Genomic DNA, 19,906 nt, shown 5'->3' with positions numbered 1-19,906 from the left:
CGAGAGAGGTGCTGATGTCCGCACAGACCGGCAGGCGCGAACGGTTGCGCAGGGCCACGCTGGAGGAGATTCACGCGGCGGCGCGCAAGCTGCTGGTCGAGCAGGGATCGGCCGCGGTGACCATCAACGCCGTCGCCCGGCGGGTCGGCATGAGCGGCCCGGCCCTGTACCACTACTACGCGGGGCACGACGAGCTGGTCGGCGCGGTGACCGCCGACTTCTACCGCGAGCTGGCCACCACCATGGAGCAGGCCCGCGACGCCCGCCCTGATGCGCCTGTCGGGGAGCGCCTGCTGGCCGTCTGCCGCGCCATGCGCGCCTGGGCCATCGCCCATCCGGCCGAGTTCGGCTGGATCTTCGCCAGCCCCGTCGCCCCGCCGGACCGCCGCCCCGACTCGGTGCGGTACGAGGCCGCCGTACGGTTCGAGCAGGTCTTCCTCGACCTGGTGGTCGAGCTGTGGCAGACCCGCCCGTTCCCGGTGCCCGACCCCGCCGGCCTGCCCGCGTCCCTGCGCGAGCAGCTCTCCGCGTACTCGGCCACCATCGAAGGACGCCTGCCCCTGGAGGCCGCCCACGTCTTCCTATCCTGCTGGATCCGGCTGTACGGGCTGCTCTGCATGGAGGTCCTGCACCAGCTCGACTTCGCCTTCACCGACGCCGCCCCCCTCTACGAGGAATGCCTGCGCGACCTGTCCACCGCCCTCGCCATCGACTACACGCCCTGATGACCGTGGCCCTGGGCGGCCGCCGCCCGCATTTGTCGGACCCGGCTGCGAGACTCCGGGCATGACTGCTGCCCATGAGGACGAGTTCACCGTCGAGGTCGTCCAGGAGGGCTTTCTCCGTACGAAGATCGTTCGCGGCGAGATGCGCGATCAGCGGTTCCCGTTACCCGCCGGCCCGGACAACACGGTGTTCGACCGCATGCGGCTGGTCGACGTGGACTTCAGCGCGATGCGGTTCGTCTGCTTTCTCTCCCGTGGCAGCGAGTTCGACGGCTGCGACTTCTCCGGAACCGCCTTCGACCAGCTGCTGCTGGGCGCTCCCGTGGACGGTGCGGTGTGGCCGCAGAGCGTCTTTCGCGGGTGCGTGTTCCGCCGTACGCGGTTTCCGACGCTGACCGCCTTCGGCAATGTCAGGTTCGAGGGGTGCACGTGCGAGCGGTCCCGCCTCCGGCTGCAGACGAACACCCATGAGGCGGAGTTCGTCGACTGCGTCTTCGCCGGCCCGATCCGCGGCGTCAACTTCTGGGGCCGCCCGTACGATTTCGACCAGGCCGCACTGGGCAGAGACCACAACGACTTCAGCGGCAACGACGTCACCGCCGCCCGCCTCGACGACGTCGCCTTCCCCCACATCGACCTGCGCGCTCAGCGCTTCTCCGGCCACACACTTCTTGACCGGTTCACGGAACGCGCGAAAGCCGTGCTGCCGCTGATCGACGGCTGGCCGGATGCCGAGCATCGCGACATGGCCCGACTGACGTTGGAGTTCCTCATCGCCGACGCGCCGGAAAGGATCGACGACGTGGCGCTGGTGAGCCCGGCGAATCTGGGCCGCAAGCTGCCGCCCGCCCTGCGCGAAGAGCTGTTCGCCGCGCTCAGACGCACGACCAGCGATACACACCGTGGCCGAGCCGCAGCGCCTCCCGGGCCAGATCCCGCAGCTCGGTGATGCGCTCGACCTCGTACGCGTCGAGCAGCTCGTCGTCGGCGTACTCGCGCACCCGTGCGTCGTCCACGGCGGCGAGCGCGGCCACCGTCTCCGGCATCACCCGATCGACGCCCGACGACTCGCCGTCGTCCACGACGCCCTGGCTGTCGCCGAACTCACTCGCGTCCCGCTTGCTGAGCTCCGCCACCAGGTAACTGAGGTCGTCGATCCACCCCTTGCAATCGACGTACGGGAGGTCGAGCTGCGCCGGCCCGCCGGACATGGCCCGCTCGGCTGACTGGTCCGACTCGGCCGTGAAATAGTCGACTAAAACGCCCATGGCCGAACACCTTATCGAAAGAGGAGCCTGGCATGAAGCTCACCGCGCGGGCGCTCAACCGGGCCACGCTGGATCGGCAGCTGCTGCTGCGCAGGGAGCCGCTGGACGTGGCGGAGGCGGTGCGGCGGGTGATGGCGTTACAGGCCCAGGAGGCGGCCTCGCCGTACATCGCGCTCTGGAACCGCGTCGCGGACCTCGACGCCGCCGACCTCGACACCGCCTTCGCGGACCGTCGGGTCGTACGGGGGACGACGATGCGGATGACGCTGCACGCCGTGCACGCCGACGACTACCCGGCCTTCCGCGACGCCATCGAGCCGACCATGTACGCCACCCACCTCGACGGCCGCTTCACCCCGCCGGGCCTCACCGTGGAAGCGGGGCGGGCGCTGGTCGAGGGGCTGCTGGAGTTCACGGATGAGCCGCGGACGGTGCAGGAGATGAAGGACTGGCTGGAGCCACGCCTCGGCGGGCTGCCGGCGGCGGGGGTGTGGGCGGTCCTCCGCTCGTACACGCCGATGGTGCGGGTGCCGACCGGCGGGCCGTGGTCGTTCACCGGCCGCGTGTCCTGCGTCGCCTCCTCACCCAGGCCCACGCTCGACCTGGACGCCTCGGCCGAGGCTCTGGGAGTGCTGACGCGACGCCATCTGCAGGCGCTCGGCCCGGCCACGGTGGCGGACGTCGCGCAGTTCGCGCTGGTGCAGCAGGCGCGCGTCAAGAAGGTGCTGAGCGCCATGGACGGCGAGGTCGAGCAGTTCGAAGGCCCGGACGGCAAGCCGCTGTGGGACCTGAGGGACGCGTCCCGCCCGCCCGAGGACACCCCGGCTCCGCCGCGCCTGATGGCCATGTGGGACAACACCCTGCTCGCCCACACCGCCCGCGACCGCCTCCTCCCACCCGCCTACCGCAAGCTCGTCATCCGCGCCAACGGCGACGTCCTCCCGACGCTGCTCGTGGACGGCTACGTCGCCGGGGTGTGGCGGCCCACAGACGGCGGAATCGAGGCAGCTCCCCTCCACCCGCTGCCCGACGAGACATGGGACGCACTCGCCGCCGAGGCGAAGGCCCTGGTGACCTGGCTGGCCGACCGCGACCCACACCCCTACCGCCGCTACGACCGCTGGTGGCACAAACTCCCCGACCTGAAGACCACACTGCTTCCTGGCTAGGGGACGCTGGCTGGCCGCCCGAGGCTATCCAGTAGCTGCGCATAGCGGCCGACCCCCCAGCAGCCGCCGCGCTCGTCGTCCACGCCCCATAGGCGGGTGACCGGTCTCACAGGGGGACGGTGTCACGCGGGGAGTCGCTCGGCACGTCCGTGTGGCGGAGGTACCTGAGATGACACGAGAAACCCCGACCATTGTCGTGCTCGGTGGCGGCTACACCGGCGTCATGAGCGCGGTCCGGCTGGCCCGCAGGACCGTCGCCAAGGTGATCCTGGTCAATCCGACCGAACGGTTCACCGAGCGGCTGCGGCTGCATCAGCAGGCGGCCGGGCAGGAGCCGGTGGATTATCAGATTCCGGAGCTGGTGAAGGGCAGTGGTGTCGAGTTCGTCCGCGGACGGGCCGTCCGACTCGATCCGGAACGGCGTACCGTGCGTGTCGCAGGCACGGGTGGTGAGCGGCAGCTGCGCTACGACTATCTGGTGTACGCCCTCGGCGGTGTCACCGCCACCACCGTGCCGGGAGTGGACGCGCACGCCTGTACGCTGGACAGCGCGGCCACCGCGACCCGGCTCGCCGCGCGGCTGACCGAGCTGAGCCGCAGGGGTGGCGGCACGGTCGCCGTGGCGGGGTCCGGGCTCACCGGTGTCGAGGCGGCGGCCGAGATAGCGGAGAGCCACCCTGACCTGCGGGTGGTGCTGCTCGGCGGCGACGAGCCCGGTTCCATGATGGGGCCGAACGCGCGCCGCCATCTGCGCCGGGCGCTGGACCGGCTCGGTGTGCACGTGCGCGCCGGGGTCCTGGTGACCAAGGTGCTGGCGGACGCGGTGGAGCTGGACGGAGACGAGCCGATGCCGGTGGACGTGCTGCTGTGGACCGCCGGGGTGGTGGGCAACCCGCTGGCGCGGGAGGCGGGCCTGAAGGTGGACGGCCCCGGCCGGGTCGTGGTGGACGCGAGCCTCGCGTCGGTCTCCCACCCGACGGTGTACGCCGTGGGCGACGCCGCGGCCGTCCGGCAGCCCTGGGGCGAGATCCACGGCACGTGCCAGAGCGGCATCCCGACCGGCGCGCACGCCGCCGACGCCATCGCCCGCCGGCTGCGGGGCAGGAGGCCCAGGCCGTTCCGGTTCGGCTACCTGCACCAGCCCGTCAGCCTGGGCCGCCGGGACGCGGTCATCCAGTTCACCCGGCCCGACGACACGCCGGGCAGGTGGTTCCTCACGGGACGGGCGGCGGTGGCGTACAAGGAGGCGGTGACGTCGAGCCCGGCCAAGATCTACCGGGTGTCGCGGTGGCTGACCATCCCGGCCAGGATGCTGTCACGCACCGGCGCGCGGGCCGGCCGTCCGGTCGCAACCGGATGACCGGCCCGCTCGCCGCCCTGGATGCCGCCCCTAGATGCGGGACCAGCGCTGGTTGGCGCCGCCCGTGCAGGACCAGATCTGCAGCCGGCTGCCGTTCGCGGTGGCGTTGCCGGCGACGTCCAGGCACTTGTTCGCGCCGACGGCCGTGATGCTGCCGTCGCTGTTGAAGCGCCACTGCTGGTTGCTCTGGCCGTTGCAGTCCCAGATGATGACGCCGGTGCCGTCGGCGGTGCCGGCGTTGTCGACGTCCAGGCACTTGCTGCCGTAGACGCGCAGCTCACCGCTGGGGGTGGCGGTCCACTGCTGGTTGGGCTGCTGGTGGCAGTCCCAGATGATCACCGAGGCGCCGCTCGTCTGGGAGGCGCCGTTCACGTCCAGGCAGCGGCCGGAGCCCACGCCCTGGATGCGGTTGGCGGGCAGGGCCGTGCCGCCGCTGACGCGGAAGACGGCGGTGCCGTGCGCGGGGACGCTCGCCGAGATGGTGCCGGTCGTCGTGGTGACGGCGTTCGTCCAGGCGTCGCGCAGCGTGAACGGGCCGCCGGTCAGGCCGATGGCGGCGGCGGTGGTGCTGACCGTGGTGGTGCCGCCGCCCTGGTTGAACAGCGCGACCGCGACGTCGCCGTTGCTGAGCCGCTTGGCCAGGACGCGACGGGTGCCGTCGTTGCTCACCTGGGTGGCCTGGAGACCGAGCGGGTCCTGGTTGATGGCGATGAGGTTCGCGTTCTTGAGGATCGCGGAGGTCGCCGCGTTCATGTTGCGGACGTCGTTCCCGGCGATCAGCGGCGAGGCCATGATCGCCCACAGGGCGAAGTGGCTGCGCATCTCGGTGTCGTTCATGCCGCCCCGGCCGACGACCATCATGTCCGGGTCGTTGAACTGCCCCGGCCGGGCGTAGCCCGCGAGCGGCACGTTCACGTTGACGATGTTCTGGATGCCCATCGGGTAGCCGTTGGTCTGCCCGGTGTTCCAGGCGTTCGTGATGTCCTCGGTGGTGCGCCAGATGTTGGCGACGTCGCCCCAGTTGCGCTGCGGGCCCGTCTTCTCGTGGATGCTGTTGGGGTTGATGCTGTAGAGGATCGGCCGGCCGGTGGCGGCCAGCGCGTCGCGCATCTTCGCGAACGTGCGGACCTGGTCGTCGATGCTGCCGGTGGGGGAGCACCAGTCGTACTTCAGGTAGTCGACGCCCCAGGCGGCGAACTGCCGGGCGTCCTGCTCCTCGTGGCCGAGGCTGCCGGTCGCGCCCGGATAGCTGTTGAAGTACTGGGCGCAGGTCTTGTCCAGCGGCGCCTGGTACAGGCCGAACTTCAGGTTCCTGGCGTGCAGGTAGTCGCCGAGCGCCTTCATGCCGCTGGGGAAGCGGGACAGGTTCGCCTGGAGGTTGCCCGCGGAGTCGCGGTTCGGGTCGAACCAGCAGTCGTCGACCACGACGTACTCGTAGCCGAGGTCGCGCATGCCGTTGCTGACCATCGCGTCGGCCGTCTGCTTGATCAGCGTCTCGTTGATGTTGCAGCCGAAGGTGTTCCAGGTGTTCCAGCCCATCGGCGGGGTACGGCCGACGCCGTTGTCCAGCGCCTGCGCGGGCCCGGACGCGACGGCGCCCGCCGTCAGGCTCAGCAGCAGGGTCAGGACGAGGGATAACGACGTTCTTCGCATGTCACTCCTCACGAAACGGGTCACGTGAACCGCCACCAGTCGACGTTGAGCAGGTAGCCGCTGCCGCCGGTGAAGCGGAGATAGAGGTCGCGGGTGCCGGTCGCGCCGGAGACCGGGCAGGTGACCGAGGTCCAGGTCTGCCAGCCGCCGGTGCCGCCGACCGTGCAGGTGCCGGCCAGGGCGCCGGTCGGGCTGCCGAGCCGCAGCTCGATGCGGCCGCCGCTGGTCGCCGACGCCACGCGGGCGGTGAAGGAGGAGGCGCCGCCGCCGAAGGCGACGCCCTTGACCTTGAGGTGGTCGCCGTTCTCGATGTAGCCGACGTTCATGCCGCCCGCGCTGGACGGCTCGGTCTCGACGCCGGACGCCCAGGCGACCGTCTCGGCCTCCTGGCGGACGTACGGGTGGAGCGTGCCGACCTGGGGCGGCCCCGCGGCGGTCATGTTGATCGTGGGGAACGTGCCGTCGCCGTTGTAGGTGAACTTCTCCACGGCCACCGACCTGGTGAAACCGCCCCCACCCGGCAGAGCGCCATTGTGGTAGAAGAAGTACGAACCGCCCTTGTAGTCGATGACCCCAGCGTGGTTGGTGAAGCTGCCGCCCTGGCGCGGCATGATCGTCCCCCGGTACGTCCACGGGCCGGTGGGTCCGGGAGCCGTCGAATAGCCGATGAACTCCGAGCAGCACTCCGCGGCGAAGACGTTGTAGTACAGGCCGTTGCGCTTGAAGACCCACGGGCCTTCCTCGTACAGGGTCGGGCGGCCGGCATTGCCGGTGCGGGTGCCGAAGCCCGCGGTGGTGAGCGGGATCTGGGTCGGGCTGCCGGAGTAGGAGATCATGTCCTGGTTCAGCCGGACGTACCAGAGCCGAGGGTTGCCCCAGTACAGGTAGGCCTGGCCGTCGTCGTCGATGAACACGTTCGGGTCGATCTCGTTGTTGTTGACCAGCGGGCGGCCGATCGCGTCACGGAAGGGCCCGGTCGGGCTGTCGGCGACCGCGACGCCGATGGCCATCGAGCCGGTGGCGCGGTGACGGACCGGGACGTACCAGTAGAAGCGGCCGTTGCGGTACGCGACGTGCCCGGCCCAGGCGTTGGCGTCGGCCCAGGCGAACGTGGCCAGGCTCATGGGGGAGCCGTGGTCGGTCCAGTTGGCCATGTCCGTCGTGGAGTAGACGCGCCAGTCGCGCATGGTGAAGTACGTGGAGCCGTCCTCGTCGTGACCGGTGTAGAGGTAGAGGCGGCCGTTGTGCACGAGGGGCGCGGGGTCGGCCGTGTAGACGGTCTGCACGATGGGGTTGTCGGCGCGGGCCGCCGACGGGACCACCACGGCCGCGAGCAGCAGGCTCACGACGCATAAGACGGTACGCAGGACGGATCTCACCAGAGGTCTCCTTCGGGGAACGCGGTTCACAGGAATCTCCAGAGGGTGCCGGACGCGCCGTCGTCGGCGAGCACGACCTGCGCGCCCTGCGCGGTGCCGGCCAGGCCGAGGACGCGGCCGCCGTTGGCGCACTGGATGCGGAAGGTGGCGCCCGACCCGTGACGCAGCCGCCAGCGGTGGTCGGCGGTGCCGTTGTCGGCCCACTGCACGACCCGCGACCCGGCGGCGGTGCCCATGTTCTCCACGCCCAGCACCTTCTGGCTGTGGGAGTTGCGCAGCCGCAGCCAGCCGCCGCTGTCGGCGATCGCCGTCCACAGGTGGTCGGCGGTGCCCGTGTCGCCCCACTGCAGGACGAGTGCGCCGTCGGCGGTGGACATGCCGGTGACGCCGAGCACCATCCCGCTGCTCACGTTCTGGATGCGCCGCGCCCCGTTCGGCACGAGCCGCCACTGGTTGTCCCGGCTGCCGTTGTCGGAGTCCTGGACGGCCTGCGCGCCGTTGGCCGTCGAGCCGTTCCTGATCCCGAGCAGCTTGCCGCTGTGCGCGTTGCGGATCGTGACGGACCCGTCGCCGGCGTCGGTGATCGTCCAGCGGTGGTCGGCGGTGCCGTTGTCGCTCCACTGCAGCACCCGGGCGTCGTCGGCGGTGGACATGTTCTCGACGCCGAGCACCTTGCCGCTGTGCATGTTGCGGAAGCGCAGGGCGGCGCCGTCGGCGATCGGGACCCAGTCGTGGTCGGCGGTGCCGCTGTCGGTCCACTGCAGCGCCAGGCCGCCGTCGGCGGTGGACATGTTCTGGATGCCGAGCACCAGCCCGCTGGCCGCGTTGACCAGCCGGAAACTCGCGCCGCCGCCTCCTCCGCCGCCGCCGGTGTTCCAGTACACGACGTAGTTGTGGCCGTGGGCGTCGTGGAACGGCCCCAGCCGCACCGCCGCCCCGCCGGCCGAGGCGGTGAACGCCAGGGCGGAGGTGCTGGTCCGGGTGATCGAGGAGGGGTCGAGGACCGGCGCGGCGGACAGGCTCGTGCTGCCGTAGTCGCCCGACAGCACGACCGGGCCGTAGGTGACGGCCTGCAGGCCGGGGTCGTCGTTGGCGGCCTTCATGACCACCCGCATGGGCAGCCGCACGGTCACGGTGTCGCCGGACGCCCATGACCGGGTGAGGTCGGCGTAGCTGCCCGGGGTGGTGGTGACGTCCTGCCGGGTTCCGTTGACGCTGATCGTCGCGTCCTGGGTCCAGCCCGGGATGCGGATGCGCATCGTCCACGTTCCGGCCGCCTCGCCGGTGACCCGTAACGACGTGGTGTCGCCCGCCGGGTACGAGGTCGTCTGTGTGACCGTGATGCCGCGCCGGGTCCAGTCGAGCGTGGAGGGGACGAACAGGTTCACGTACAGGGTGGTGTCGTCGTGGAAGTAGATCGAGTCCATCAGCTTGGTGTTGGTCTCGATCCCGGTGCCCTGGCAGCACCAGAACGAGGCGTAGTCCGTGCTCCAGGTGCCGCCGCCCCAGGCCGGGCCGACCCCGCGCCGCCCGCCGGGGTTGAGCGGGGTGAAGTAGGTGACGTGCCCGTGCGCGTCGGCCGGGTTCTGCTGCCCGATCAGGTGGTTGAGCAGGGCGTTCTCGTAGTAGTCGAAGTAGTCGGCCCGGGACGGCGACAGCAGCCACAGCTCCCGCGTGAGCTTGAGCATGTTGTAGGTGTTGCACGCCTCGCCGGTGTCCCTGGTCAGGTGGGCGGCGATCGCGTTGGGCGCGCGGAAGTGCTCGGCCTGGCTGTTGGAGCCGTTCACGTACGTGTGCGCGCCGACCGTGAAGGCCCAGGCGTTGGCGGCGATGTCGCGGTAGCGGGTCGTGCCCGTCGCCTTGTATTCGCGGGCCGCCCCGACCCACTTGGGCACCTGGGTGTTGGCGTGCAGCCCGTTGAGCCGGTCCTGGCCGGCGGCCAGCGGGTCGAAGACGGCCGCGTGGTCGAAGCGCTGGGCCGTGGCCAGCCAGCGGGCCTCGCCGGTGAGCTGGTACAGGTCCGTCAGCACGGCGTTCATGCCGCCGAACTCGGTGCCGAGCATGGCCTGCGTCTGGGCGTACGACAGCCGCGACGTCCGCGCGTCCACCCACCCGGCCAGGGCCAGCAGCACGGTCCTGGCCTGGGTGTTCCCGGTCAGCCGCCAGACGTCGAGCAGCCCGGCCATGGTCTTGTGGATGCAGTAGTACGGGACGTTGCCGTTGTTGAGCGTGCGGTTCTCCACGGCCGTGATGTCGGACTCGGGGAAGCCGGACAGGTAGCCGGAGGTGAAGCCGGCGGCGGCGTTGTTGGCCTGGCAGCGGGCCAGCTCGGCGACCATGTACGCGGCCTTGTCCCGGCAGACGGTGTCGCCGAGCACGGCGTAGGCGTGTGCCCACGAGGTCAGGAAGTGGCCCTGCATGTGGGAGCGGAACGGGAAGCCGGGCGCGTCCCAGCCGCCGTTGGCCGCCGCGCCGCCGGTGGACAGCCGGTGGTTGGCACGGAAGACGTACAGGAGCCGGTCGACGTCGACGAAGCGCAGGTAGCTGAGCGTGCGGTTCTGGTTGTCCAGCCAGCGGCCCGAGGTCAGCCTGACCTCGCCGAGGTCGAAGGCGTAGGCCGACACGCCGATGTCGGGCCTGGCCCAGGGGACTGCCGCCTGGGCGGGGGAGGCGCCGGCCACCTGGCCGGCGACCGAGAGCGCGGCGGTCGCGCCCGCGGCCTGGAGGAGCTGGCGACGGCTCAAGGACATACGGGGACTCCTCGGCTTCGGATGTTAGCGTTAACAGCGAGACGGCCTGTTAGCGCTAACAATTGGGGGAGGGTGCGGGTCTCCTTCAGTGGGGGCGTTGTCGCGGAGTACATCCGACGGTCCGACCTGGCGTCAACGAGGGGGAGCCCCTGCCGACCCGGGCGCCGCCGCGGGAACGCCATCTCGCCTGGAGTTTCGCCTCCGGGCGAGATCACGGCGCGGTGCCCGTGCCTGTGAAAGTTTCACAGAAGCAGCCGCTTGGCAAGCGGTAACGTGACAGAGGTCCGATGTTAAGTTGCCGCGCGAAATCGCTCCGGCAGCGCTGCCGGTGAGCGGGCACGGCAGGCCATGAGGGCGGTGCCGCCGGATTAAGTTTCTCCCCGCCGACGGTTGACGAGCCGTGTCAGGCGCCTTTACGTTCCTCCAGAACCACCGATCACCACGACTTCCCCGTCCCAGACGACCGGACCTGAGCCGTACCAGGGCGGCAGCGCTCCCCGCGCCGGACGCCGGCGCGAGCGTGCCCGCAGGCAGTGCCCGGACGGCCGGTCCACGCTCCCGCACACCCGCGACCCGCAAGGGAACGAGAAGCGAGATGTCCGACCTATCGCGAAGGCAAGTCTTGAGATTCGGCGCGGCCGGCGCCGGAGCCGCGATGCTGCCGCTGTCCTGGACGGCCACCGCCCGAGCCGCCTCGGCGCCCCCTCAGGAGGTGCGCGCCGCCAACGACCTGGCCCTCTGGTACGACGAGAGCGCCGGCACCGACTGGCTGCGCGCCCTGCCGATCGGCAACGGCCGCCTGGGCGCCATGGTGTTCGGCAACACCGACACCGAGCGGCTGCAGCTCAACGAGGACACCGTCTGGGCCGGCGGCCCCTACGACCAGAGCAACCCCCGAGGGGCGGCGGCGCTGGGGCAGATCAGGCAGCTGGTCTTCCAGAACCAGTGGGGCCAGGCCCAGGCCCTGATCGACCAGACCATGCTCGGCTCCCCGGCCGGCCAGCTCGCGTACCAGACGGTGGGCGACCTGCGCCTCACCTTCGGCGGCAGCGGCGGCGTCTCGGAGTACCAGCGCCACCTCGACCTCACCACGGCCACCACCGCCGTCTCTTACGTGCGGAGCGGCGTACGGTACACGCGCGAGGCGTTCGCCAGCGCCCCCGACCAGGTGATCGCCCTCCGCCTGACCGCCGACAGGCCGGGCTCGATCACGTTCTCCGCGACGTTCGACAGCCCCCAGCGGACGACGCGCACCAGCCCGGACGGCGCCACCGTGGCGCTCGACGGGGTCTCCGGCGACATGGAAGGCGTGCCGGGCTCGGTCAAGTTCCGCGCCCTGGCCAGGGCCGTCGCCCAGGGCGGCAGCGTGAGCAGCTCGGGCGGCACGCTGCAGGTCCGCGGTGCCGACAGCGTGACCCTGCTGATCTCCATCGGCTCCGGCTACGTGAGCTTCCGCGACGTCGGCGGCGACCACCAGGGCATCGCCCGGCGCCATCTCGACGCCGCGGCCGGGCGGACGTACGACGAGCTGCGCGGCCGGCACGTCGCCGACTACCAGCGGCTGTTCGGGCGCACCACCCTCGACCTCGGCCGCACCGCCGCCGCCGACCAGCCGACCGACGTGCGGATCGCGCAGTACGCGAGCACCGACGACCCGCAGTTCGCCACGCTGCTCTTCCAGTACGGCCGCTACCTGCTGATCTCTTCCTCCAGGCCGGGCACCCAACCGGCCAACCTGCAGGGCATCTGGAACGACTCGCTGACCCCGGCGTGGGACTCCAAATACACCATCAACGCCAACCTGCCGATGAACTACTGGCCGGCCGACACCACGAACCTCGCCGAATGCTACGAACCGGTCTTCGAGATGATCGACGACCTCGCGATCACCGGCGCCCGCACGGCCCAGGTCCAGTACGGCGCCGGCGGCTGGGTGACCCACCACAACACCGACGCCTGGCGCGGGACGTCGGTCGTGGACGGCGCGTTCTGGGGCATGTGGCAGACCGGCGGCGCCTGGCTGGCCACCCTCATCTGGGACCACTACACCTTCACCGGCGACAAGGAGTTCCTGGAGCGGCACTACCCGGCCATGAAGGGCGCCGCGCAGTTCTTCCTCGACACCCTCGTCCGCGAGCCGGCCCTCGGCCACCTCGTCACGAACCCGTCGAACTCCCCTGAGCTCGCCCACCACGCCGACGCCAGCGTCTGCGCGGGCCCCACGATGGACAACCAGATCCTGCGCGACCTGTTCGACGGCTGCGCCAGGGCCGCGCAGGAGCTCGGCACCGACGCCGGCTTCAGGACGCAGGTCCTCGCCGCCCGCGATCAGCTGCCGCCGATGAAGATCGGCTCGCGCGGCAACATCCAGGAGTGGCTGTACGACTGGATCGAGCCCGAGAGGAACCATCGGCACGTCTCCCACCTGTACGGCCTGCACCCCAGCAACCAGATCACCAAGCGCGGCACCCCGTCGCTGCACACCGCCGCGCGGCGGACCCTGGAGCTGCGCGGCGACGACGGCACCGGCTGGTCACTCGCCTGGAAGATCAACTACTGGGCGCGCCTGGAGGAGGGCGGCCGGGCCCACCAGCTGCTCGGCCTCCTCGTCCGTACGGACCGGCTCGCGCCCAACATGTTCGACCTGCATCCCCCGTTCCAGATCGACGGCAACTTCGGCGCCACGTCCGGCATCGCCGAGATGCTGCTGCAGAGCCACGCCGGCGAGCTGCACGTGCTGCCCGCCCTGCCGCCGGCCTGGCAGAACGGCGCCGTGCAGGGCCTGCGGGGCCGCGGCGGCCACACCGTGGGCGCGACCTGGCGGTCCGGCGCGGCCACCGAGGTCCTCGTCGGCTTCGACCGCGACGCGACGGTGAACGTCCGCAACCGCTCGTTCGCCGGCACCCTCCAGGTGACCGACACCACGACCGGCGGCACCGTCACCGTCACGAAGCCGGAGCCGGACGTCATCACCCTGACCGGCCAGGCCGGCCGCACCTACCGCGTCACGGTGACCGCCGCGCCCGTCACCTACGTCCGCATCGCCAACGCCACCACCGGCCTCGTCCTGGACAGCGGCGGCAACGTCCCCTCCGGCTCGGTGGTCAAGCAGTGGTCCTACGACGGCAGCACCAACCTGCAGTGGCGGCTCGTCGACCTGGGCGGCGGCTGGTACCGCATCGTCAACCGCACCAACGGCATGGTCATCGACAGCCGGGGCGACGCCGCCAACGGCGCGAACGCGCGGCAGGCGCCCTGGAACGGCGGCGCCGCCCAGCAGTGGCGCCTCAACGCGGTGTCCGGCGGCCGCCACCAGATCATCAACCGGAGTACGGGGACCGCTCTCGACGGCATGGGCAACGCCACCGTCGGCTCCACCGTGGGGATGTGGGCTCCGAACGGCAGCACCAACAACCAGTGGACCATCACCCCGGTGTGACCCCGGCCTCAGCGGGAGGAGAACAGGCGCTGCTGGATCTCCCTGCGGTAGTCGTCGAGCGTGTTGTCGATGTGGGCGGCCGCGGCCTGCGCGGCCGCCTCGGGATCGCCGGCGCGGATGGCCTGGCAGATCGCGTCGTGCTCCTCGACGGCCTTCGCGGCGTGCCCGCCCACCGAGCCGCGCAGGCCGATCAGGCTCGACTGCGCCTGCAGCCGGCGCGCCTCGCGCACGGCGACCTGCAGGAACATGTTGTGCGACGCGGCGGCGACGGCGGTGTGGAAGGCGTCGTCGCCCTCGTTGAACAGCTCCTCGCGCCCCGTCTCGAAGCCCTCGCGGCACCGGCCGGCCGCCTCTTCGACGGCCCGCAACTCGGCGGGGGTGGCCCGGCGGGCGGCCAGCCGGCTGGTCTCCATCTCCTGCGCCCGGCGGAACTCGAACAGGCTGTAGACGTGGTCGAGGTCGGTCGGCAGGAAGAAGGAGCCCCAGCGGCCGGTGCCGAGCATGCCCTCGTCGTCGGCCACGTACAGGCCGCGGCCCTTCTGGGCGCGTACGCGGCCCAGCGCGGAGAGGATCTTCACCGCCTCGCGCACCACGGTCCGGCTGGTGCCCAGCTGCCCGGCCAGCTCGTGCTCGGTCGGCATGCGGTCGCCCGGGCGCAGGCCGAGCCGGACGATCAGCTCCAGCACCTGCTCGGCCGCCACCTCGTAGCCCGGCCGGTATCCGCTCTCGCGGGGGGTGTCGGTCACCGTGCTCCTTCCTCGCCGCTCCAGCCTGAGTATGACCGATTCCGGATAAGTACGACACATATGAAACGTTCATCGCAGAGACGGCGAGATTCGCGCAGGTGAACGCACCGCAACTGACCGGCCTGAAGAAATAGGCCCGCTTAGTTTCTTGACGGGCCCCCGAGATCCGCAGGTAATGAGTGGGCGTCCCTACCCCCCGAAGGAACGAACCGTGCACTTACCCTCGCCGAGACTCCCCCTGATCGGCCTCCTCATCGCGGCGTTCGCCCTCATCGCCCCCGCCCCTCCGGCACTCGCCGACACCACGACCCTGTACGCCGCACCCGCCGGCACCGGCACCGCCTGCACCTCCGCCCAGCCGTGCTCGCTGGCCGCGGCCCAGGAGGCGGTCAGGGAGCGGGCCGCCGGCATGTCGGGCGACATCGTCGTGGAACTGGCCGGCGGCGTGTACCGGCTGTCCGCGCCGCTCCGGCTGAGCGCCGCCGACTCCGGCGCCAACGGCCACACCGTCAGGTGGCAGGCCGCCGAGGGCGCCGTCCCGGTCATCAGCGGAGCCCGCCCGGTCACCGGCTGGACGCTGGCCGACCCCGGCAGGAACATCTGGCGCGCCACCGTCGCCGCCGGCGGCGACACCCGGCAACTGTACGTGGACGGCGCGCCCGCCACCCGGGCCCGCACCGCCGTCAACCGCTCCGACTTCACCGCGAGCAGCGCCGGGATGAGGTTCACCAGCAGCGCGCTCGGCTACCTGAACAACCTCGCCGACCCGGGCCGGGTCGAGATGGAGAGCGTCGGCTCCTTCACCGACCGGTACGCGCCGGTGCAGAGCATCAGCGGCAACCTCATCACGATGCGGCAGCCCGCCTGGGGCAACAACAACTTCGGCTACGACACCTTCACCAGCCCGCACCGGGCGGGCCCGCTCTATCTGGTCAACGCCTACGAGTTCCTCGACACGCCGGGGGAGTGGCACCTGAACCCCGCGACCGGCGCCCTGTCCTACATCCCGCTCCCCGGGCAGGACATGGCCGAGGTGAGCGTGGAGCTGCCGGTGCTGCAGTCGCTGGTGCACGTCGGCGGCACCTACGGCGCGCCCGCGCACCACATCACCTTCAGCGGGATCACCTTCACCGGCACGAGCTGGCTCGGACCTGGCAGGGACCAGGGCTTCGTGGACCAGCAGACCGGCGCCTACATCGCCGGCGACTGGAACCGGCCCGCCTTCAGCGCCTGCCACCAGGGGTGCCGCGAGTTCGAGGCGACCAGACCGCACTGGTTCCAGTCGCCCGCCGCCGTCCAGGTCTCCGCCGCGAACACCATCACCTTCACCGGCTCGCGCTTCGTCAACCTGGGACAGACGGCCATCGGCATCGGCAACGACGCCAACGCCCACGCCAGCGGGGTCGGCCTCGGCGCCTCCGGCATCTCGGTCACCCGGTCGGAGATCGCCCACAGCGCGGCGGGCGGCATCGTCGTCGGCGGTGTCCGCGCCGACGCCCACCACCCGAGCGACCAGCGGATGGTCAACAGGAACATCACCGTCAGCCACAACCGCATCCACGACCTCGGCCTCGACCACCGGGGCATCGTCTCGGTCCTGACCACGTACGTCACCGGCACCGACGTCTCCCACAACGAGGTCTACAACCTGCCCTACACCGGCATGTCGATCGGGTACGGCTGGGGCGCCAACGAGCCGGGCGGCAGCGACCACTACGCCCAGCGCGGCCTGTACGACTTCCAGCCCCGCTACACCACGCCCACCACCGCATCGGGCAACCGGCTCGTCGGCAACTACGTGCACGACGTCATGCGGCAGATGACCGACGGCGGCTGCATCTACACGCTGTCGTGGAACCCGGGCGCGGTGATCAGCGGCAACCACTGCCGGCGGACGAACGGCTGGTTCGGCATCTACTTCGACGAGGGCTCCCGGTACTACACGGTCAGGAACAACGTCCTGGCCGACACCGGCACCTGGGCCACCGCCAACTACTGGTACGGCGAGAACATGGGCGACTTCACCGTCACCGGCAACTGGTCGACCAACGGCAGCACCAACGTCACCAACGGCGACCGCGGCAACGTGGTGAACACCAACGTCACCGTCACCAACGGCGCCTGGCCGTCCGGAGCCCAGGCCGTGATCGCCGCCGCCGGCCCGGAAGGCTCGGACGGCTCGGGCGAGGTGACCGCGCTGCGCGGCGTGGGCTCGAACCGCTGCCTGGACGTCAACGGCGCTTCGCAGGCCAACGGCGCGCAGGTGCAGATCTGGGACTGCAACGGCCAGCCGAACCAGCAGTGGACCGCCACTCCCAGCGGCGAGCTGCAGGTCTATGGCGGGAAATGCCTGGACGTGAACGGCGCCGGCACGGCCGACGGCACCGCGGTGATCATCTGGGACTGCAACGGCCAGAACAACCAGAAGTGGCGTCTGAACGCCGACGGCACGATCACCGCCGTAGGAGCGAACAAGTGCCTGGACGTCAGTGGCTACGGCACCGCCAACGGCAGCAAGGTGCACATCTGGTCCTGCCACGGCGGCACCAACCAGCAGTGGTCCCGCGCCTGACACCATCCCCGAAGTGCCGCAGGAGAGAACACATGTCCCGACACCCGTGGCTCACGCTGCTGACCACGCTGGCGCTCATCACCCCCGCAGCGCTCACCCTCGGCGCCACCCCGGCCGCCGCCGACATCCCGGCCTCCGACTACCAGCAGGTGTCCCTCGCCTCGGGCGGCTCCGAGCTGGGCGAGGCGATGTCCCTGGCCGTGCTGCCGAACCGGTCGGTGGTGCACACGGCACGCGACGGCACGGTACGCGTCACCGACGCCGCAGGCGCCACGAAGGTGGCCGGCCGGCTCAACGTCTACACCCACGACGAGGAGGGCCTGCAGGGCGTCGCGGCCGACCCCGGCTTCGCCGCCAACCGGCACATCTGGCTCTACTACTCGCCGCGGCTCAACACCCCCGGCGGCGACGCGCCGAGCACGGGCACGCAGTCCCAGTTCGACCAGTGGAAGGGCGAGCTGCACCTGTCCCGCTTCACCCTCAACGCGGACGACACCCTCGACATGAGCAGCGAGAAGGTGGTCCTGCGGGTGCCGAACGACCGCGGCCAGTGCTGCCACGTCGGCGGCGACATCGACTTCGACGCCGCCGGCAACCTCTACCTCACCACCGGGGACGACACCAACCCGTTCGAGTCGGGCGGCTACTCCCCGCTGGACGAGCGCACCAACCGCAACCCGCAGTACGACGCCCAGCGCTCCGCCGCCAACACCAACGACCTGCGCGGAAAACTGCTGCGCATCACCCCGCAGCCCGACGGGAGCTACACCATCCCCGGCGGCAACATGTTCCCGCCGGGCACCGCGAACACCCGGCCGGAGATCTACGCGATGGGCTTCCGCAACCCGTTCAGGATGAGCGTGGACAAGGCGACCGGCGTCGTCTACCTCGGCGACTACGGGCCCGACGCCGGCGTCACCAACTCCGGCCGCGGGCCCAGCGGGCAGGTGGAGTTCAACCGCGTCACCGGCCCCGGCAACTACGGATGGCCGTACTGCACGGGCACGAACACCACCACCGAGACCTACAACGCGTGGAACTTCGCCACCAACAGCACCGGCCCGAAGTACAACTGCGCGGGCGGGCCGACGAACGACTCCTTCCGCAACACCGGCCTGACCACACTGCCCCCGGCGAAACCCGCCTGGATCCGGTACGCGGGCGACGCCGGCAGCCCGCCCGAGTTCGGCTCCGGCGCGGAGTCGCCCATGGGCGGCCCCGTCTACCGCTACGACCCCGCTCTGAACTCGGCCGTCAAGTTCCCCTCGTCGCTCGACGGGCGCTTCTTCGCCGGTGAGTACGGCCGCCGCTGGATCAAGGCGATCGAGGTCGAGCAGGACGGCGGGTACGGCGAGATCGCCGCCTTCCCCTGGTCGGGAACGCAGGTCATGGACATGGCCTTCGGCCCCGACGGCGCTCTGTACGTCCTCGACTACGGCACCGGCAACAACAACCAGGCCCTCTACCGCATCGAGTACATCGGCGACGCCGACCGCAACCCGATCGCCAAGGCGTCCGCCGACAAGACGTCAGGGCCGGCGCCGCTCACGGTGGCGTTCTCCTCGGCGGGCAGCTCCGACCCGGAGGGCGGCGCGCTGACGTACGCGTGGGACTTCGGCGACGGCGCCACCTCCACGGCGGCGAACCCGACCAGGACCTACACCACGGAGGGCACCTACACGGTGACGCTCACGGTCCGCGACCCGCAGGGGCTGACCGGCACGGCGAGCGTGATCGTGACCGTCGGCAACACCGCGCCGACCGTCACCCTCACCACCCCGGCCGACGGGCGGCTGTTCTCCTTCGGCGACACCGTGCCCTTCCAGGTCACCGTCAGCGACCCGGAGGACGGCACGATCGACTGCGACGAGGTCACCGTCGCCTACTTCCTCGGCCACGACAGCCATCGGCACCAGATCACCTCCACGAGCGGCTGCTCGGGCTCCATCGCGGTGCCCGTGGACGGTGAGCACGAGGCCGCGGCCAACATCTACGGGGTCTTCGAGGCGTCGTACACCGACGGCGGCGGCCTCACCTCCACCAGCGCCCGCACCCTGCAGCCGCGGCACCGCCAGGCGGAGCACTTCGGCGCCCACCAGGGCATCCAGACGGCCGAGCACGCCACCGCGGAAGGCGGAGTGACGGCCGGCTTCATCGACGACGGCGACTGGATCTCCTTCCAGCCGTACCAGCTCGCGGGGGCGACGCGGTTCACCGCCCGCGTGTCCTCGGCCGGCGCGGGCGGCAGGATCGAGGTGCGGGCCGGCTCGGCGACGGGCACGCTGCTCGGCACCGCGACCGTGACGAGCACCGGCGGCTGGGACACCTTCACCGACGTCTCGGCCGCACTCAGTGGCGCGCCGGCCGGGACCACGACGCTCTCCCTCGTCTTCCGCGGCCCGGCAGGCCAGGGCTACCTGTTCGACGTGGACGCCTTCACCCTGTCCACCGGCGATTCCGGCGCCACGAGCGCGTTGCGCGGCGTGGCGTCGAACCGCTGCCTGGACGTGGACGGCGCCTCGCAGGCCAACGGCGCGCCGGCGCAGATCTGGGACTGCAACGGCCAGCCGAACCAGCAGTGGACCGCGACCGATGCAGGCGAGCTGCGGGTCTACGGCGGGAAGTGCCTGGACGTGAACGGCGCCGGCACGGCCGACGGCACCGCGGTGATCATCTGGGACTGCAACGGCCAGAACAACCAGAAGTGGCGCATGAACGCCGACGGCACGATCACCGCCATAGGAGCGAACAAGTGCCTGGACGTAGCCGCCACCGCCGGCGGCACCAAGGCGCGCATCTGGACCTGCGGCGGAGGAAACAACCAGCGCTGGACCCGCGTCTGAAA

Annotated in this window: 12 protein-coding genes; 7 read left to right on the top strand and 5 right to left on the bottom strand. The window is 71.0% G+C overall.

Annotated features, from left to right (window positions below):
* The first annotated feature begins 14 nt into the window (after positions 1-14).
* Together AB0K18_RS40115 and AB0K18_RS40110 are read left to right on the top strand one after the other, a co-directional pair.
* Positions 15-725 (top strand): TetR/AcrR family transcriptional regulator, encoded by a 711-nt coding sequence (locus AB0K18_RS40115; protein ID WP_364925770.1) that lies wholly within the window; start codon positions 15-17, stop codon positions 723-725.
* A gap of 61 nt (positions 726-786) precedes the next feature.
* Positions 787-1,674: a hypothetical protein gene (locus AB0K18_RS40110; protein WP_364925768.1), complete on the top strand. Its 888-nt coding sequence runs from the start codon at positions 787-789 to the stop codon at positions 1,672-1,674.
* Here AB0K18_RS40110 and AB0K18_RS40105 read toward each other — a convergent pair.
* On the bottom strand, positions 1,601-1,993 hold the full coding sequence (locus tag AB0K18_RS40105; protein WP_364925765.1) for a hypothetical protein: 393 nt from the start codon (positions 1,991-1,993) through the stop codon (positions 1,601-1,603). The genes AB0K18_RS40110 and AB0K18_RS40105 overlap by 74 nt on opposite strands.
* Before the next feature lie 32 nt (positions 1,994-2,025).
* On the opposite strand from AB0K18_RS40105, the gene AB0K18_RS40100 reads away from it, so the two are divergent.
* Positions 2,026-3,162, top strand: coding sequence for a winged helix DNA-binding domain-containing protein (locus AB0K18_RS40100; RefSeq protein ID WP_364925763.1), 1,137 nt, complete (start codon positions 2,026-2,028; stop codon positions 3,160-3,162).
* A 169-nt stretch (positions 3,163-3,331) separates the two neighbouring features.
* A complete protein-coding gene (locus AB0K18_RS40095; protein ID WP_364925761.1) occupies positions 3,332-4,522 on the top strand; it encodes an FAD-dependent oxidoreductase in 1,191 nt (396 codons plus the stop codon).
* A gap of 30 nt (positions 4,523-4,552) precedes the next feature.
* On the opposite strand, the gene AB0K18_RS40090 is transcribed toward AB0K18_RS40095, so the two are convergent.
* Genes AB0K18_RS40090 through AB0K18_RS40080 form a run of 3 tightly spaced genes read right to left on the bottom strand, consistent with a single transcriptional unit; the run spans position 4,553 to position 10,304 of the window.
* Positions 4,553-6,175, bottom strand: coding sequence for a ricin-type beta-trefoil lectin domain protein (locus tag AB0K18_RS40090; protein WP_364925760.1), 1,623 nt, complete (start codon positions 6,173-6,175; stop codon positions 4,553-4,555).
* A gap of 20 nt (positions 6,176-6,195) precedes the next feature.
* Complete coding sequence (locus AB0K18_RS40085; RefSeq protein WP_364925758.1) at positions 6,196-7,554, bottom strand: glycoside hydrolase family 43 protein; 1,359 nt, start codon at positions 7,552-7,554, stop codon at positions 6,196-6,198.
* 26 nt (positions 7,555-7,580) lie between these two features.
* Positions 7,581-10,304, bottom strand: a complete 2,724-nt coding sequence (locus tag AB0K18_RS40080) for a beta-L-arabinofuranosidase domain-containing protein (protein WP_364925757.1) — start codon at positions 10,302-10,304, stop codon at positions 7,581-7,583.
* Between the two features lie 622 nt (positions 10,305-10,926).
* Here AB0K18_RS40080 and AB0K18_RS40075 point away from each other — a divergent pair.
* Positions 10,927-13,743: a glycoside hydrolase N-terminal domain-containing protein gene (locus AB0K18_RS40075; protein ID WP_364925755.1), complete on the top strand. Its 2,817-nt coding sequence runs from the start codon at positions 10,927-10,929 to the stop codon at positions 13,741-13,743.
* Positions 13,744-13,751: 8 nt separating this feature from the next.
* Here the strand turns inward: AB0K18_RS40075 and AB0K18_RS40070 are convergent, their stop codons facing one another.
* Entirely contained in the window at positions 13,752-14,489 is a 738-nt protein-coding gene (locus tag AB0K18_RS40070) for an FCD domain-containing protein (RefSeq protein ID WP_364925753.1), read from the bottom strand.
* A gap of 211 nt (positions 14,490-14,700) precedes the next feature.
* Between AB0K18_RS40070 and AB0K18_RS40065 the strand changes: the two genes are divergently transcribed.
* Positions 14,701-17,061, top strand: a complete 2,361-nt coding sequence (locus AB0K18_RS40065) for a ricin-type beta-trefoil lectin domain protein (RefSeq protein ID WP_364925752.1) — start codon at positions 14,701-14,703, stop codon at positions 17,059-17,061.
* Positions 17,062-17,093: 32 nt separating this feature from the next.
* Positions 17,094-19,904, top strand: a complete 2,811-nt coding sequence (locus tag AB0K18_RS40060; RefSeq protein WP_364925750.1) for a PQQ-dependent sugar dehydrogenase — start codon at positions 17,094-17,096, stop codon at positions 19,902-19,904.
* Positions 19,905-19,906 lie beyond the last annotated feature (2 nt).

The organism is Nonomuraea sp. NPDC049421, assembly GCF_040677005.1.
GTDB classification, from domain to species: domain Bacteria; phylum Actinomycetota; class Actinomycetes; order Streptosporangiales; family Streptosporangiaceae; genus Nonomuraea; species Nonomuraea salmonea.
The sequence above is the reverse complement of the archived record's forward strand: the minus strand, read 5'-3'. Positions and strand labels throughout refer to the sequence as shown.